We start from the raw sequence: 16,012 nt of genomic DNA, 5'->3' as shown, positions 1-16,012 counted from the left end.
GGTGAGCGTCAGGCAGCCTCGCCCGACGGTGCGTTCACATCGGCGGGCAACGCACCCTTGGCGACCTCGACCAGCGCGGTGAACGCGGCGGGATCGCTGACGGCGATCTCGGCGAGGTTCTTGCGGTCGACCTCGACCCCGGCGGCCTTGAGGCCCTGGATCAGGCGGTTGTAGGTGATGTCGTTGGCGCGGGCCGCCGCGTTGATCCGGGAGATCCACAGCTTGCGGAACTCGCCCTTGCGGGCACGCCGGTCACGGTAGGCGTAGGTCAACGAATGCAGCTGCTGCTCTTTGGCTTTGCGATACAGCCGCGACCGCTGACCGCGGTAGCCCTTGGATGCCTTGAGTATTGTCCGCCGCTTCTTCTGGGCGTTGACTGCGCGCTTTACGCGTGCCATGGGAGTGTTCCTATTCGTTCAAGTAGTACAGGGGTTGGAGCGGTCAGCCGTTCAGCAGCTTCTTGACGCGCTTGACGTCGTTGGCTGCCACATCGGTGCGGCCTTCCAGCCGACGGGTGCGGCGACTCGACTTGTGCTCGAGCAAGTGCCGCCTATTGGCCTTCTGGCGCACGATCTTTCCGCTTCCGGTGACCCGGAACCGCTTCGAAGCGCCGCTGTGAGTCTTCGCCTTGGGCATTTGTCCTCAGTTCTGTGATGTATCGGTCGGTGCGCTCTCGGGCTGTGCGCGCTGCGCTGCCGGAGCGTCGGCATCATGCGCCGCCTTGGCGCGAGTCTTCGCGCCGCGGTGCGGTGCCAGCACCATCGTCATGTTGCGGCCATCCTGCTTGGCCGACGTCTCGACGAAGCCGTAGTCGGCCACGTCGGCGCCGAGGCGCTGCAGGAGTCGGTAGCCCAGCTCGGGCCTCGACTGCTCGCGTCCGCGGAACATGATCGTCACCTTGACCTTCGATCCCGCTTGGAGGAAGCGGACCACGTGGCCCTTCTTGGTCTCGTAGTCGTGCGGGTCGATCTTGGGTCGGAGCTTCTGTTCCTTGACGACGGTCTGCTGCTGGTTCTTGCGAGACTCGCGCGCCTTCTGTGCCGTCTCGTACTTGTACTTGCCGTAGTCCATGATCTTGCAAACCGGGGGTTTGGCATCTGGGGCTACTTCGACTAAATCGAGATCGGCATCCGCGGCGACGCGGAGAGCGTCTTCGATGCGCACAATGCCTACCTGCTCGCCGCCTGGTCCGATCAGACGGACTTCAGGTACGCGGATGCGCTCGTTGACGCGGGTCTCAGTGCTGATGGGGCCTCCTATGTTGTCCTGTGTCGCTCGTGGAGCCCACACCATCAGCACTCTGTTCAATGAACAGAAAAGCCCTGCTCAAAGCAGGGCCCATAGCCGACCAGGACAGGCATCGGATGCCTGTGACCGGACCACTGAACCGGTACGGTCAGCGGTGGGAGCGGGACTCCACTTGCTGTCCCTGGCGCAAGCCGGGACGGTCGCACATGGCAGTCTACCAGGCGTGACGAAGGATCCCGCATCGCCCGGACCCACGGCCGAGCCACCCACCCGCGAGCTGGCCGATATCCCCGCCGTCGAGGTGATCACCCGGTCGGCGGTCATGCTCATGAGCGCCGCGGCCGAGAAGCTCGGGCTGGCCGCCGAGGATCCCGACGAGAGCCCGCACCGCGATCTCGACGAGGCGCGCCGGCTGATCACCGCGCTCGCGGGCCTGGTGACGGCCTCCGCCGAATACCTCGGCCCGCATGCGGGGCCGGTGCGTGACGGGCTGAAGAGCCTGCAGCTGGCCTTCCGGGAGGCCAGTGCCGCACCCGACGAACCGGGTCAGGGTCCAGGCGAGAAGTACACCGGCCCGGTCTGGTAGCCAGTCACACCAAATTGGCGGTTAGAGCGAATATCCTCGCGCGTTATGACGGTGACTAGCCAAGCGAGCCCGGCGACCACGGCCAAAGCACGCCGAACCTCCGCGTTTCGGTGGGTGCCCGCCGCGGCCGGCTGGACCGTCGGCGTCATCGCCACGCTGTCACTTCTCGCGAGTGTGTCGCCGTTGTTCCGGTCCCTGATCAAGGTGCCGCGCGAGTTCGTCAACGACTACATCTTCAACTTCCCCGACACCAGCTTCGCGTGGGCGTTCGTGCTGGCGCTGTTGGCGGCCGCGCTCGCGGCGCGCAAGAGCATCGCGTGGTGGATCCTCGTCGGCTACATGGTCGCGGCGATCGGCTGGAACGTCGGCGACATCGTCTCCGGCGACGAAACCTGGCTGGAGGAAAGCGGCGAGATCATCGGGCTGGGCTTCCATCTCGCCGCGATCGCGTTCCTCGTGCTGGCACGCAAGGAGTTCTGGGCAAAGGTGCGGCGCGGTGCACTGTTCAAGGCCGCGGGCACACTCATCGCCGGTTTGGTCGTCGGCACCCTGATCGGCTGGGGCCTGCTCGAGCTGTTCCCGGGAACGCTGGCTCCTGAGGACCGTTTCTTTTATGCGTTGAACCGGGTGGGCGCCTTCGCCGGCGCCAGTGCCGACGCGTTCACCGGTCACCCGCACGTCTTCATCAACGCGTTGCTCGGCCTCTTCGGAGCACTGGCGCTGATGGTGGCGGCGATCGTGCTGTTCCAGTCCCAACGTGCGGAGAACGCACTCACCGGAGAGGACGAGTCCGCGATCCGCGGGCTGCTCGAGTTGTACGGCAAGAACGACTCATTGGGCTACTTCGCGACGCGGCGCGACAAGTCCGTGGTGTTCGCCCCCAACGGCCGCGCCGCCATCACCTACCGCGTCGAGGTCGGCGTCTGCCTTGCCAGCGGCGACCCCGTCGGCGACCCCAAAGCCTGGCCGCAGGCGATCGACGCGTGGCTGTCGCTGTGCCAGGCATACGGCTGGGCGCCCGGGGTGATGGGTGCGAGTTCCGCAGGCGCCGAGGCATTCCGGGCCGCCGGCCTCAACGCGTTGCAGCTCGGCGACGAGGCCATCCTGTACCCCGACAACTTCCGGTTGTCGGGGCCGGACATGCGCGCCGTGCGCCAGGCGGTGACCCGCGCGCGACGTGCGGGGGCCTCGGTGCGGATCCGGCGCCACCGCGATCTGGACGCCGACGAGATGGCCAGGGTGATCGAACGCGCCGACGCCTGGCGCGACACCGAGGACGAACGCGGGTTCTCCATGGCGCTGGGCCGACTCGGCGACCCAGCCGACGGCGACTGCCTGCTCGTCGAGGCCGTCCAACCCGGGCCGGACGGCGAGCAGGTCGTCGCGATGCTGTCCCTGGTGCCGTGGGGCGCCAACGGAGTGTCGCTGGACCTCATGCGCCGGTCACCTCAGTCCCCCAACGGCACCATCGAGCTCATGGTCAGCGAGCTATGCCAACAGGCCGAAGGCATTGGGGTCAGCCGCATTTCGCTGAACTTCGCGATGTTCCGATCGGCCTTTGAGCAGGGCGCCCAGCTCGGCGCCGGACCGATCGCACGGCTGTGGCGCGCCCTGCTGGTGTTCTTCTCGCGCTGGTGGCAGCTGGAGACGCTGTACCGCTCGAACATGAAGTACCAGCCCGAATGGGTGCCGCGCTATGCGTGCTATGAGGACGCGCGACTGGTCCCCCGTGTCGGTGTCGCGTCGGTGATCGCCGAAGGCTTCCTGGTGCTGCCGTTCTCGCGCCGGCACGAACAGCCACACACCGGCCACCACACGTCGGTGCCGCAGAGCATCGTCGACCGGGGCCTGCTGCACCACGACGGCAGCGCACCCGACGCCGAGCAGCTTCAGGTCGGCCTGGACGAGGAGGAGCAGTCCCGGCTGCCCGAACAGGTGCGGGTCCGGATGGCCAAGCTGAAGGCGTTGCAGGACAGCGGAATCGACGCCTATCCCGTCGGCGAGGAGCCCAGCCACACCATCCAGGAGGCTGTCGAGTCCGAGGGCGCGGGCACCGTGACGGTAGCCGGGCGAGTGCTGCGCATCCGCGACTACGGCGGCGTGCTCTTCGCGCAGCTGCGCGACTGGTCCGGCGAAGTCCAACTGCTGCTGGACAATTCACAGCTCGAACAGGGCACGACGGCCGACTTCACCCACGCCATCGACCTGGGCGACCTGATCCAGGTGACGGGCACGATGGGCTACAGCAAGAAGGGCACCCGGTCGCTGATCGTGCTCGGCTGGCGGCTGATCGGCAAGTGCCTGCGCCCGTTGCCCGACAAGTGGAAAGGGCTGACCGACCAGGAGGCGCGGGTACGCGCCCGGTACGTCGACCTGGCCATCAACTCCGAGGCCCGCGATCTGATCCGCGCCCGCAGTGCCGTGCTGCATGCGATCCGCGAAACCCTGGTCGGAAAGGGGTTTCTGGAGGTCGAGACGCCGATTCTGCAGCAGATTCACGGCGGCGCCAACGCCAGACCGTTCCTGACCCACATCAACGCCTACGACCTCGACCTGTACCTGCGGATCGCCCCCGAGCTGTACCTCAAGCGGCTGTGTGTGGGTGGTGTCGAGCGCGTCTTCGAGCTGGGCCGGGCATTCCGCAACGAGGGCGTCGACTTCAGCCACAACCCCGAGTTCACGCTGCTGGAGGCCTATCAGGCGCATGCGGACTACAACGTCTGGATCGATGGTTGCCGAGAGCTGATCCAGAACGCCGCGCAGGCCGCCAACGGGGCGCACGTGTTCATGCGCCCCCGCGACGACGGAACGTTGGAACCCGTTGACATTTCCGGTGAATGGACGGTCAAGACCGTGCACGACGCGGTGTCGGAGGCCCTGGGAGAACAGATCGGGCCCGATACCGACCTCACGACGCTGCGCAAACTGTGCGACAGCGCGAAGATTCCCTACCTGACCCACTGGGACGCCGGCGCCGTCGTGCTCGAACTGTATGAGCACCTCGTCGAGGACCGCACCGAGGCGCCGACGTTCTACAAGGACTTCCCCACCTCCGTCTCACCGCTGACGCGGCCGCACCGCAGCATCCCCGGTGTCGCCGAGCGCTGGGACCTGGTGGCGTGGGGCGTCGAACTCGGCACCGCCTACAGCGAGTTGACCGATCCCGTCGAGCAGCGCCGGCGACTGCAGGAACAGTCGCTGCTTGCCGCGGGCGGCGACCCGGAGGCCATGGAACTCGACGAGGACTTCCTGCAGGCCATGGAGTACGCGATGCCGCCGACCGGTGGTCTCGGCATGGGTGTGGACCGGGTTGTCATGCTGATCACCGGCCGCAGCATCCGCGAGACGCTCCCCTTCCCGCTGGCCAAGCCGCGCTAGCGCGTCCGCAGGAAATCCACAGGGAGACCCAAGGTTCGGCAGTCACTCTTGTTTCCGTGACGTTACGCGATCTGCTGCGCCACCATTTGTCGTTGCTGCACGGCTGGATTCCCCTCACGGTCCAGGTCGTGGCCGCTGTCGCGCTGGTGGCGGCCATCGTCTGGGGCATCCGGCGCTACCGCTACCTGTGGGTGCCATGGGCGGCGATGTGCGGAGTCGCGCTGACCGCATCCGTGTACTGGTACATCGCATCGGAAGGGCTCGCGGGAAATCCCGCACCGCGCCGGCTCTGGTTGTGGATCGGACTGTCGGGAACCGCCGCGGGGATAGTCATCGCCGCCTGGCGCGGATCACCGTGGTGGCGGCGCGGTGTGGCGGCGACGGCGCTGCCGCTGTGCCTGCTGTCCGCCGCGCTCGCGGTCAATCTGTGGACCGGGTACTTCCCCACCGTGCAGACAGCGTGGAACCAGTTCACCGCGGGTCCACTGCCCGACCAGACGGATCGGGTGACCGTCATGGCGTTGCTGCGCGACCATCAGATCCCCACCAAGGGCACGGTGGTGCCGGTGCAGATCAGCGATGCGGCCTCCGGTTTCAAGCACCGTGAAGAACTGGTCTACCTGCCGCCCGCCTGGTACGCGACCGACCCGCCGCCGCCACTGCCGACGGTGATGATGATCGGTGGCGAGTTCAACACGCCCGCCGACTGGGTGCGTATCGGCAACGCGGTGACCACCGCCGACGCCTTCGCCGCCGCTCACGGCGGCAACGCACCGGTACTCGTCTTCGTCGATGCGGGCGGCACCTTCAACAACGACACCGAATGCGTCAACGGCGCTCGCGGTAACGCCGCCGACCATCTCACCAAAGACGTTGTCCCATACATGGTTTCGAATTTCGGTGTGAGCCCGCGCCGGGAGAACTGGGGAATCGTGGGCTGGTCGATGGGCGGCACGTGTGCCGTCGACCTCGCCGTAATGCATCCCGACATGTTCAGCGCGTTCGAGGACATCGCTGGCGACATCGCCCCCAATTCGGGTACCAAGGACCAGACCATCGCCCGGTTGTTCGGCGGTAATGCGGCGGCCTACGCAGCTTTCGACCCCACCACGGTAATCACACAGCACGGCGCATACTCCGATGTCTACGGTTGGTTCGCCGTCAACAGTCAGGCGGCAGTTGAGCAGAGTTCGGCCGCGAACTCACTGTGCGCGTTGGGCAACGCGCACGGCATCACCTGTGCGGTCGTGACCCAACCCGGCGGACATGACTGGCCGTACGCGTCACAGGCCTTCGCGACGGCGCTGCCCTGGATGGCCGGTCAGCTCCAAACCCCAGGGGTGCCGCCCGTGCCGCTTCCCACGCCGCCGCCACCGCCGCCGATCGTGCAGGTGGCCGCGAAGTAGTCGGTGAGACCGTCAGCGTCCGCGGGCCAACGCGAACACGCCCGTCGCTGCGTCCAGCAGTTCGGGGGTGAGCAGACCTCCGGCGTATTCGACCCAGCACCAGCTGCGCGCCGGCGTCCTCCCCGATGTGGTGGCCGTCAGCGGTCCGAAGAAGTGCAGTGGGCTGCCGCACGAGTCGAAAGTGAAGGTGTACGAATCGGATCCGATGGTCGTCTCCAGCGTCGCCATTCTGCCGGTGTCGGTGAACGTCGGGGTCGCCACGATGTCGTCGTGCACCGTGGTGACTCCGTCCTTGAGCTGGTAGCCGGGGCCGAACGGCACCGACTCCTTGCCCTGCCAGAAGCTACCGCCGCCAAGCTCACCGTCGGGAAACTCATGCAGCCAGGACACCCACATCCCCTGCAGATGACGTGCGATCGGTAACTCGGTGTACACCTTCCCCGTTGGGCCGTAAGCGAAGTCCTGATGCCCGTAGCCCGACACCTCGGTGCCGTCGATCGTGCCGGTGACATACATCAGCTCATGGCGGTAGTACACGTCGTCATCGATGCCCTGCTGTTCGGGCACGTGGGTGAGGACGATGTCGCTGACGGTCCGGCCGTGGAGTTCCCAGCGGTTGCTGGCGTCATGCCAGTGAAACCCGCTGGCGTCGCGCACGATTCGTCCGCTCGGGAACGTCAGCTGGATCGACTCGCCGGTGTCCAGATACTGCATCGGTTCGAACCAGTCGAGCGTGGCGTACTCGGCGAACAGATGCGCAGCGTCGCCGTCGAGGTCCTCCGGCAGCGACCGGAATCCACACACCGGGGACACCACATGCGTCATCCCGGTGAGAAAGTCGTCGCATCCACGCACACCCCAGTAGCTGCGACCGGAGGCATCGCTGACCACCGCGCCGATCCAGATACCTGCCAGGTCGAGGCCGGCCCGCGGTACCCACTCGCGGCGGTAGTGCCCCAACTCCGGCGTCTGGCGGATGACTTCGAAATCGACCTTGTCGAGCACGTCTCTCCGATTCCCGCGATACAGGTTGCAGCCAATCTGCAAACCATATCGGCATCGTGTATGCGTCGACGGGCGATCGGAAAGATGGCTGCCGCCGTGCCGACCTCGAAGAATGGGTGGACATTCCGCGTGACGGAGGTCCGCATCAGCCTCACCGCAGGTAGCGTTGGTGGCATGCCGGACGAACCCGCCCAGGAGCCGGAAGCACCCGTCGAGCCCGTTGTCGAGCCTGTCATCGACCCGATGCGGACGCCCCCGCCCACCGAACCCGTCGACACCGGTTACACGCCGTCAGGTGTGCCGACGTTCGAATCCGTCCGCGAGAAGATCGAAACGCGCTACGGCACGGCGATCGGCGCCGCGGAGCTCGACGCCGAAACCCCGGAGGGCCGCACCATCGAGGAGCAGTACGAAGCCCGCCAGCGCGCCGCCGCCGAACGCCTGGCGCAGATTCGCGAATCGATGCGCAATCCCGACTCTCAGTAGTCGGATTCGGCCGCCAGGATCTCGGTCAGAAACGCATCGGCGGCGGGTGCGGCCAGCCGCGACCGTGCAAAGTCGCGGACCCGCTGACGCGTCTGCGCCGACTCGCCTGCGTCCGCGCCGATTGACACCGCTGTTGGACGCCAATCATGGCCCCACGCAGCCGATTCCGATATCGGCTGCCCATCGGCGCCCACGATCGGGAACTCCACGCGCCCGTCGGCCCCCAGTTCGCCCTCGCCGTTGAACGGGTCGGAGCGCAGCCGGACGGCGATGCCGTTGGGCGAGCCCAGACCCGCGAGTTCGACTCGAACGCTCGCCGTCGCCGTCTCATCTGCGGCTTCGATGCTCCAATCGACGGTGTCCTCGGCCGCATCGAAGATGCCTGCGGGCACCGCCGACCACTGAACCGATCCGACCCCCGACGCGACCGTCGTCGAGGCGGTGCGGCCGGTTTCGCCGCCCGCCGCGAGCGCGTAGTCGTCCCGTCGCGACGGTTGAGGGGCGGTGTCGAACGCGATGCCCACCTCGTCGGCGAGGTCGGCGCACTTCGCCACCAGCTCGACGATGCGCGGATCGCCTTCGTGCACATGGGCCCCCAGCGCCGCGACGTGCGGTCGCAGTATCTCGGCGACGTCCGAATCGAACGTGTCGTCGCTGAAGAAGTCTTCCGCGCCCGCCGTCAAGATCGCGATCTCCGCGTCCAGCAGCGCAGCGTCCAGGGCCGCGATCCCATCTCGGTGACTCGCAGGCCACCAGCGTCGCAGCCAATGACCGAACGCCAACCGGCGCAGCGGATCCAGCGATCCCGGCAGCACATGGACCCCGGTCAAGTCGACAGCCTGTGCGTCGTGCGGCGAGGCGTCACCGACGGCCGAGGCGAGCGCGTGGTGCCCGCTCTCACCGAGCACCTGCCACAGCCAATCCGCGCGGGACACGTCGGTGAACGTGATCTGCGGGTCGGTGGACGGCTCGTCGACCGTCCACGACAACACCGCCCCGCTGATCTCGAGAACGGCCTGCAGCGGAGAGGGCGCGACAACGGGTCCCGTACTCCACAACCCGGAATCTGACAATAACTTCATCCGGCCACCTGGAGCTCCAACATGGTCTTGATGCGCTGCCGGTGATCGAGACTCACCGAGCGGGCGACGCCCTCGAGGAGCGCACGGACGTCATCGACGTCATCGCACGGTTCCTGCCACACGTCACGGCCGTGCAACCGCGCCCAGAGCCGGTTCAGATACGGCCGGGCGAAGGCCGCAAGGTCGTCGATCACCTGCTGCTGGCGCGGATGGATCGGTCCGCCACTGGCGAGGTAGCGGCGCGCGTGCAGCACGTAGGCCTCCTTGCGCAACCGCGCCTGGATCTGGCGGGCGAGGTCGTAGCGCGTTGTCGCGGATTCGGACAACGGCGCGAGGTCGACGGCGACCTCGATCCCGGCAACGAGGGTCGCCTGCTTGTCCTCTGCCAACAGACCCCACGGCGCGCAGCACCGGTCGACCTCTTCCTCGCACAGCATCGGAATGTCGGGAAGTTCTTCACGATCCATTGCGCGCCGAAGCGTCGCCCGCACCCGGTCGATCACGGACCGATTGAGCGGTCGTTCGTTGTCCGAGCCGCCGATGATCGCCGGGGGACTCTGGGGTTCAACGGAACTGAGGCCGAGTGCGACGATCGACCATGGCAGCTGTTTCGGGTCCTCATGGGCTGCCGCTCCGAGGTTGTACGGCGTCGCGTCGGCGATCAGCGCTTGCCAAACCCGTTGCCGTGCCGCGGCGCTGCTGTGCGTGTCGGCCGCGCCGAGCACAGTGGTCAGGCCGGATAGGAACGGACGCATGATCTCCGTCCCGGCACGCACGTCGTTCCAGCTGGAGCGCAACTGATCCGACAGCTCACTGATGACGAGATGGTCGGATGAGTAGATGTTCAGCGCCTCGATCGCGGTGCGGTCCCGATCGGCGTGGATATCCCGTAGGACGGATTCGGCGGCGTCGGAAACATCTTGGGCGGGCGGACCTTTCGTCACAGCCAGCTCGAAACACACGGGGAAGTACAGTTCCTGGGCGTTGCCGCTGGTGATCCGGAGCCGGCGGCGTTCGCGTTTGAGCAGTTCGAACCAGGCCGCCGCCGCACGTAATTGGGGGGCTTGGCCGACGATCGTGTCGTGCATGGCCTCGGCCACGTCGGCCGCCACGAACGGCGCCGAGAACTGGGTGTTGGACCGCAGCCGCAGCACCAGAGGGTCGATGATCCGCTTGACGGTGCGCCGCAACGGACCGCCGTCGTCGCCGCTGAGCACTTCCACCCCGGGCCCGATCGCACGCCACGCCCGGTCGATCACCGCGCGACGCGGATGCGCGACGGCCACGGCCGTGTCTGTGCTCATTCAAACAGGATAAGAGCCGGTTCCACGCAAAAGTTGGGTTCGGTAGCCGATGCGTTGCCCGAGCCTGGAGACATGTCCAGCGCGTTTCCGATTGCGTTCTTCATGTTTCTGCTCGTCGGCACGGCCTTGTGCTACCTGATCCCCGACCGCGACGTCCCCGAGGCCACCCCCGAGTCCGGCGAAACCGACGAACGTCTGGCCACCACCGAGGACATCCTCGCCATCCGTGCCGAGTTCGACCGGATGCTGGTCGGCAAGGGCCTGGTCACCGACGGTCAACTCGAGTTGATCCGGCATGGCACGAAGTCGCGCGCCGTCGTCACGGGAATGCGGACAACCGGGCATACCCGCGAGGATTTTCGCGAGGTCGAACTCGACGTGATCGTGAAGCGTCCGGAAGGCGGACAGTTTCCGGCCCACGAGAGGGCGCTGATTCCCGCGTCGGCGATCATGAAGGTCTCCCCCGGCAGCATCATCGAGACGTACTACCGCTCGGGCGACGAGTCCGCGGTGGCCGTTTGCGTGTCGCCGCGCTGATCACCGGGCGCCGTCGACGGCGAAGGTCGCCAGTGCCGCCCAATAGAGCGGACTTGCCGTCAGATCGCCATCGCTCCAGCGCCGCAACTGTTTTCGCTGCCAGTCGTTGACCGCACGCCCGGCGTCGGGGGCTTCGTGTGCGTCATCGACGGCGAGGATCGCCTCACTCATCGGGTCGGCGTCGGCGCTCTCCTGCGCGAACAGGCGATAGCCCGCAGCCGTCGGCAGTGACCAGAGGGTGGCCGTCACCACCTCGGCGCCGCCGAGAATCATCGCCGCGACCAGTCCGGTGGCCTCGTCAAACCGGTAATCCCCGCCGGAGGCACACGCCAGCAGGCCGACACGGGGCGGCATCGGCAGCTTCAACGTCATGAGATCCGATGCGGTCAGTGGCTGCTCGTCGGCCAAATGGAGGGCGGCTCGGTCGGCGTGGCCGACGTCGCCGTCGGCAGCGGTCGCGTGGCCCACGTACAGCAGCCGACTGGGCGCCTGGGCCAGCAGCTCCTTCAGCCAGTCACGGTCCGCGTCGGAGCGCCGGAACAGCTCGACGGACGCCGCAACGTCGGGCAACACGTCTCGCCGTTGCATCACTTCGGCGAAGTGCCTGGCCAAAGGCGTGTCGGGCGACGGCCGTCCGAGTACGGAGCCCAGCGGAGAGTCCGGTCGCTGGCCGGGCACCCGGGGATCGAGGACCAGCAGCGGCGGATTGGTCTTTCTGCCGCCCCAGCCGGCGGGTTCGCGCGGCGAGTGCACGATGTTCGGTGGCGCCGCCATCAGCACGTCGACGAGGTCGATGAGGCGGCGTCCATCGTCGTCAGGCATCGCAAGCAGCCCCCAGGGAACGCGGGCCAGTCGAGCGCTGGGTGACACGAACAAGCACGCCCTGGGCGTGGACACGCGGTCCGTCAGCAATTGCCACGCCTCGGGCACGAGCAGATGGGAACCCAGTGTGCGCGCGATGGTGAATTCCGTTGCGGGCGAGCCGAAGGCACCTTCGGTGATCGCGCGTTCGAGTGCATCGCGACGGGTCTCGTCGTCGATTGGATCCGGCAGCGCACCGCTCAGCTCGTCGACTGCGACCTTGAGCGCCGCCTCCTCCAGCACCCACGTCACCGTCCTGGCGGGCTCGCCCACGACGCGCAGGCTGACATATGTGGCGACTCCGACGTCCGCGAATCGCAGGACGAGAGTGGCGGTTTCGGCCATTGTTTCGGTCACGGCCACGTTGCCCACATCGGACCGGGGGCCGTCACGGCGCGACCGTACCGCGCGGCCGCCAGTTCGCGATAGCGGGTCAGTATCGCGCCGGTCCTCGGGTCCATCTGCAACGGCGGCAGCGGGCCGAGCCGCGTTAGCGCCGCGCGTCTACCCGGCACCGACTCCCCGGCGGCGACCAGCGCATAGTCGTCGACGGTCTCGAGCGGCACCGAGACGGTCGCGGTGCGTGTCCAGTCGGCGGGTTCCCGGTCGGGTTCGGCGCTGAAAGTTCCTCGCGCACTGTGATACTCGACCAGCTCGCTGAGCAGTTCGGCGCTACCCCACTCCCAGGCGACGGCGAAGGCGCCGGAGAGCATGCGGGCAGACACGTGGGCGGCCCAGCGCATTCGAGCGTCGGCGTCGGCGATGGCATGTCGCACCGAGTCGACGGCCAGCGCTGCGGGCACCATCAGCTCGGCGGCTATCTCGAGTTTTTCTGCCCTGTTCACCGGGTCGGCCAGGGCGTCGGCCCGCCAGATGCTGCCAATGTGGAAATGCAGGCGGGCGTACTGCAGCCAGCTGTGTCGCGGCCACGAATCGAGCAGTTGGCGCGCTTCTTCGGTCCGCCGGCGCGCGGCGTCGAAGTCGCCGCGGAAGATGTCAACCCAGCTGCGCTGCAACAGAATACGATGAATGTGTATCGGCTTCTCGATCTCGCGCCAGTGCCGCTCGGCGTTTCCGAAGCGTTCGTCGGCGTCGTCGAGCTCCTGGATGGACAGCGAGATCAGCCCGAAGTACAGCCAGCACCGCGACACATCATGTGCGCGCAGCCCCTCGGCGATCGCGGGATAGGACGCATGTGCCAGATCCTGTGCCAACCGACGATCCCCCACCGCCCATGCCACAGTGGCCCGTTCGAACTTCGCGCGTGCCGCACCCAATGCCCAGCCGCGCGCCTCCGCCCGTGCGCCTGCCCGCCGCAGCCACGGTTCGGCTTGCAGCAGTCGGCCTGTCTCGACACAGAACCTGCCGTAGGAGGTGGCGCCGAAAACCAGCAGATAGTCGTCGAACTCGTCGTCGCCGTGCATGGCGTCGATCGCGTCGATGACCTTCTCCCACAGGTGAACCGACTGCACGTGCAGATCGTCCTCGCAGAGCGCGTTGGCGCACAGTATCTGCGCGAACGTGATGTATCGGCGGTGCTCGTCGGCGAGATCCGGAAAGTCGTCGCGGGTGTCCTCGGTGAGGACCAGCAGGGCGGCCTCCGCGGCTTCGTGTTCGCCGTGCGCGGCGGCCAGGCCTGTCTGCAGGAACTGCGTCCGGCGCGAGTATCGACAGATCATGTGGTCGATCTCGGCGTCCGACATCGTCACCTGCGGCACCAGATCGGGCCGGGTGCCCGCCCGGATAGCCGTATACGTGTCAAGGCATTCGCGGATGCGCCGCACGGACTCCTCGGTCCCCTCGTATGCCGTGCGCACGAGGTAGAGCTGGCCCAGCTGCGCGTAGACCTCGAGGAGCCAGTCGTCGCGGCCGGCCGCTTCGATGCCGGGGACGAGGGAGAGCAGCAGATCCTTGGCCGTGAACTCGTCCGCGGCCAGTATCAGGTGGCGTGCCCGCTCGAGGTCGGCCACGATCGTCATTCCTGAATGATAGGAAGCGGCGGACGTGGAGGGTACGTCCGCCGCTTCCGGCAACCTGCCGATCAGGTGCAGGTCACCTTGATCGTGAACGGCTTGGTGATCATGCCGGCCATCGGATTCGCCAGATCGGCGCCTGCGGCCTCACCGGTGATGGTGTAGGTGCTGCCGTCCACCTTCACCTCAGCGGAGCCCGTCTTCGCGCCCATCATGTTGGTGACGGCGAGGGCGTTGCCGTCCACCGTCATACCCAGCGATTCGACGGTCGGTGTCGCCTCGTCCGTCATCACGACGGCAAGACCGGCCTGGCCGTTGATCGCAGCGCTCGCAACGTTGATCTTGCCGCCCTGCTTCACGCAGGTCACCGTGTTCAGGTCCAGACCGGCCAGGTCGCTACCGCCAACCTTGACCTCGGTCGAGCCGCTCGTGCTCACCGAGGTGTTTCCGGTCGCCGGACTAGGCGCGGCCTCTGGCTTCTTATCGTCCGAGCAGCCCACCAGAACGGCCGTACCGAGAGCCAGTCCGACCACACCCGCGACAACTCGATTCATCGATCTTCCCTTCGTCATACGTCGCCCCACTGGCGTCGTCGTGCTGCCCAGTCAAGGCGGCGCAGACCGCTACCGATCCCAAATTTTGTCGGTCTTCGCAGGTAGCGTTCGCAGGCGATGCGGTCATTCACGGTTGCCGAACGGCGGGCCCGGCTCGCGAGGCGGCACTTTCTCAGCGCACCCGCCCAGAGTCCGGTCGATGTCGCAGGCCGTGTCGTCGGGCTGCACGCCACCGATCCGGCGACGCCGTATCTGTCGTTGTGGGCGCGGGTGCCCGGCTTCGCGGTCGCCGATCTGGATGTCGCGCTGTACGAGAGCCGGAGTCTGGTGAAGCATCTGGCGATGCGGCGGACTTTATGGGTGGTGCGGGCTGAGGATCTGCCGCTGATCCAGGCGGCGGCCAGCGACCGAGTCGCCGAGAACGAGCGCCGCAAGGTGGTGGCCGACGCTCAGAAAGCAGGGGTGTGCGACGACGGTGACGCATGGCTGGCTGCCGCCTCCGATGCAGTTCTGGGCCATCTTGCCGAGCATGGACCGACCAGCGCCAAGGATCTGCGCGCGGCGCTTCCCGAGCTGGCGGGTCAACACGATCCGGCACCGGGTAAGCGTTGGGGCGGCGAAACACCCTTGGCGCCAAGGATTCTGACGGTGCTGTCGGTGCGGGGCGACATCGTCCGCGGACCCAACGACGGGGCCTGGACGGTTTCGCGGCCACGTTGGGTGTCGATGGCCGACTGGCTTGGTCCGACGCCCGATGCCGCACCCCCGGAGGCCGCGCGGAACGAGCTGGTGCGCAGGTGGCTGTGGGCGTTCGGCCCGACGACGATTACGGACATCAAGTGGTGGTTTGGCAACACGCTCACGTGGGCACGCCAGGCGCTGGCCGATCTCGAGGCCGTCGAGGTGGATCTGGACGGGACACCGGGCGTCGCGTTGCCCGACGATCTGGAGGAGGAGCCGGCGGTCGAGCCGTGGTGTGCCCTGCTGCCCGCGCTCGACGTCACGACGATGGGGTGGTTCGACCGCGACTGGTATCTCGGCGGGCATCGCAGTCAGGTGTTCGACACGAACGGCAACGGAGGGCCGACGGCGTGGTGCGACGGTCGCATCGTCGGCGGCTGGGGTCAGGACGCCGACGGCAGAGTCGAGGTGCGATTGCTCGAGGATGTCGGCCGTGCCGCGACGAAGGCGCTGCAGCGGCGGGCCGACGAGCTGACCGAGTGGCTGGACGGCGTGCGAATCAGTCCGCGCTTCCCGTCGCCGCTGTCGAAGGCGCGTTGACTTCCCCAGCTGCGCGTTGACTCTGCGTCCACGTCACTGAAACGTTGCGAAACACCGCCCTCAGCGCAGAGTGAACGCGCGCGGCGGCGAACCTTGGGCGCCGAGACTGCGGAGAGACCGCGAGTTGGGGGGGCGGGCGAAATCGCGATCTCGCCGGGCCCACACCGAAAGTAGGGACAGCCTCGGCGAAGTTCGCGAACCGTCACAGGTGCTTGTCCCGGCTGAACGCCCAGGCCTCGCACTGACGCTGACCCCATTCGACGGCGAACGCGGTGACGGCTGCGGCGATCGACGTTGCGATGAAGATTGTC

General features: G+C 67.2%; 15 protein-coding genes. 6 read left to right on the top strand and 9 right to left on the bottom strand.

Annotation, left to right across the window (positions count from 1 at the left end; genetic code table 11):
• Positions 1 to 8: 8 nt before the first annotated feature.
• From rplT to infC, 3 genes are read right to left on the bottom strand one after another with little or no spacing between them, the layout of a single operon-like run.
• Positions 9 to 398, bottom strand: a complete 390-nt coding sequence (gene rplT, locus G6N43_RS15570) for a 50S ribosomal protein L20 (RefSeq protein WP_083152839.1) — start codon at positions 396 to 398, stop codon at positions 9 to 11.
• Between the two features lie 43 nt (positions 399 to 441).
• The gene (rpmI, locus tag G6N43_RS15565; RefSeq protein WP_083152840.1) at positions 442 to 636 is read right to left on the bottom strand and encodes a 50S ribosomal protein L35; all 195 of its coding nucleotides are present in this window, start codon (positions 634 to 636) and stop codon (positions 442 to 444) included.
• A 6-nt stretch (positions 637 to 642) separates the two neighbouring features.
• A complete protein-coding gene (gene infC, locus G6N43_RS15560; protein ID WP_083152936.1) occupies positions 643 to 1,293 on the bottom strand; it encodes a translation initiation factor IF-3 in 651 nt (216 codons plus the stop codon).
• A gap of 178 nt (positions 1,294 to 1,471) precedes the next feature.
• On the opposite strand from infC, the gene G6N43_RS15555 reads away from it, so the two are divergent.
• Genes G6N43_RS15555 through G6N43_RS15545 form a run of 3 tightly spaced genes read left to right on the top strand, consistent with a single transcriptional unit; the run spans position 1,472 to position 6,618 of the window.
• Positions 1,472 to 1,834, top strand: coding sequence for a DUF1844 domain-containing protein (locus G6N43_RS15555; protein ID WP_083152841.1), 363 nt, complete (start codon positions 1,472 to 1,474; stop codon positions 1,832 to 1,834).
• Positions 1,835 to 1,879: 45 nt separating this feature from the next.
• Entirely contained in the window at positions 1,880 to 5,212 is a 3,333-nt protein-coding gene (gene lysX, locus G6N43_RS15550; RefSeq protein WP_083152842.1) for a bifunctional lysylphosphatidylglycerol synthetase/lysine--tRNA ligase LysX, read from the top strand.
• A gap of 56 nt (positions 5,213 to 5,268) precedes the next feature.
• On the top strand, positions 5,269 to 6,618 hold the full coding sequence (locus tag G6N43_RS15545) for an alpha/beta hydrolase (protein ID WP_179967875.1): 1,350 nt from the start codon (positions 5,269 to 5,271) through the stop codon (positions 6,616 to 6,618).
• A 12-nt stretch (positions 6,619 to 6,630) separates the two neighbouring features.
• Here the strand turns inward: G6N43_RS15545 and G6N43_RS15540 are convergent, their stop codons facing one another.
• Positions 6,631 to 7,623, bottom strand: a complete 993-nt coding sequence (locus tag G6N43_RS15540; protein WP_083152843.1) for a hypothetical protein — start codon at positions 7,621 to 7,623, stop codon at positions 6,631 to 6,633.
• Positions 7,624 to 7,797: 174 nt separating this feature from the next.
• Here G6N43_RS15540 and G6N43_RS15535 point away from each other — a divergent pair, with 174 nt between their 5' ends.
• Positions 7,798 to 8,109 carry a PspA/IM30 family protein gene (locus tag G6N43_RS15535; RefSeq protein ID WP_083152938.1) on the top strand — a complete coding sequence of 104 codons (312 nt, stop codon included), beginning with the start codon at positions 7,798 to 7,800 and terminating at the stop codon, positions 8,107 to 8,109.
• Here G6N43_RS15535 and G6N43_RS15530 read toward each other — a convergent pair.
• Positions 8,103 to 9,191 carry a hypothetical protein gene (locus G6N43_RS15530; protein ID WP_083152844.1) on the bottom strand — a complete coding sequence of 363 codons (1,089 nt, stop codon included), beginning with the start codon at positions 9,189 to 9,191 and terminating at the stop codon, positions 8,103 to 8,105. The two genes, G6N43_RS15535 and G6N43_RS15530, sit on opposite strands and share 7 nt — an antisense overlap.
• Positions 9,188 to 10,495, bottom strand: coding sequence for a hypothetical protein (locus tag G6N43_RS15525; RefSeq protein ID WP_083152845.1), 1,308 nt, complete (start codon positions 10,493 to 10,495; stop codon positions 9,188 to 9,190). The genes G6N43_RS15530 and G6N43_RS15525 overlap by 4 nt, the downstream gene beginning before the upstream one ends.
• 72 nt (positions 10,496 to 10,567) lie before the next feature.
• Between G6N43_RS15525 and G6N43_RS15520 the strand changes: the two genes are divergently transcribed.
• Complete coding sequence (locus G6N43_RS15520) at positions 10,568 to 11,032, top strand: hypothetical protein (RefSeq protein ID WP_083152846.1); 465 nt, start codon at positions 10,568 to 10,570, stop codon at positions 11,030 to 11,032.
• Here the strand turns inward: G6N43_RS15520 and G6N43_RS15515 are convergent, their stop codons facing one another.
• The 3 genes from G6N43_RS15515 to G6N43_RS15505 all read right to left on the bottom strand — a co-directional run bounded on the left by G6N43_RS15515 (position 11,033) and on the right by G6N43_RS15505 (position 14,420).
• The gene (locus G6N43_RS15515; RefSeq protein WP_083152939.1) at positions 11,033 to 12,238 is read right to left on the bottom strand and encodes a CHAT domain-containing protein; all 1,206 of its coding nucleotides are present in this window, start codon (positions 12,236 to 12,238) and stop codon (positions 11,033 to 11,035) included.
• Positions 12,239 to 12,246: 8 nt separating this feature from the next.
• Positions 12,247 to 13,872 (bottom strand): hypothetical protein, encoded by a 1,626-nt coding sequence (locus tag G6N43_RS15510; protein WP_083152847.1) that lies wholly within the window; start codon positions 13,870 to 13,872, stop codon positions 12,247 to 12,249.
• A gap of 62 nt (positions 13,873 to 13,934) precedes the next feature.
• Positions 13,935 to 14,420 carry a lipoprotein LpqH gene (locus tag G6N43_RS15505; protein ID WP_083152848.1) on the bottom strand — a complete coding sequence of 162 codons (486 nt, stop codon included), beginning with the start codon at positions 14,418 to 14,420 and terminating at the stop codon, positions 13,935 to 13,937.
• A 117-nt stretch (positions 14,421 to 14,537) separates the two neighbouring features.
• Between G6N43_RS15505 and G6N43_RS15500 the strand changes: the two genes are divergently transcribed.
• Entirely contained in the window at positions 14,538 to 15,701 is a 1,164-nt protein-coding gene (locus tag G6N43_RS15500; protein ID WP_083152849.1) for a winged helix DNA-binding domain-containing protein, read from the top strand.
• Positions 15,702 to 16,012: the final 311 nt, after the last annotated feature.

This window comes from Mycolicibacterium moriokaense, from assembly GCF_010726085.1.
Lineage (GTDB): Bacteria > Actinomycetota > Actinomycetes > Mycobacteriales > Mycobacteriaceae > Mycobacterium > Mycobacterium moriokaense.
The sequence above is the reverse complement of the archived record's forward strand: the minus strand, read 5'-3'. Positions and strand labels throughout refer to the sequence as shown.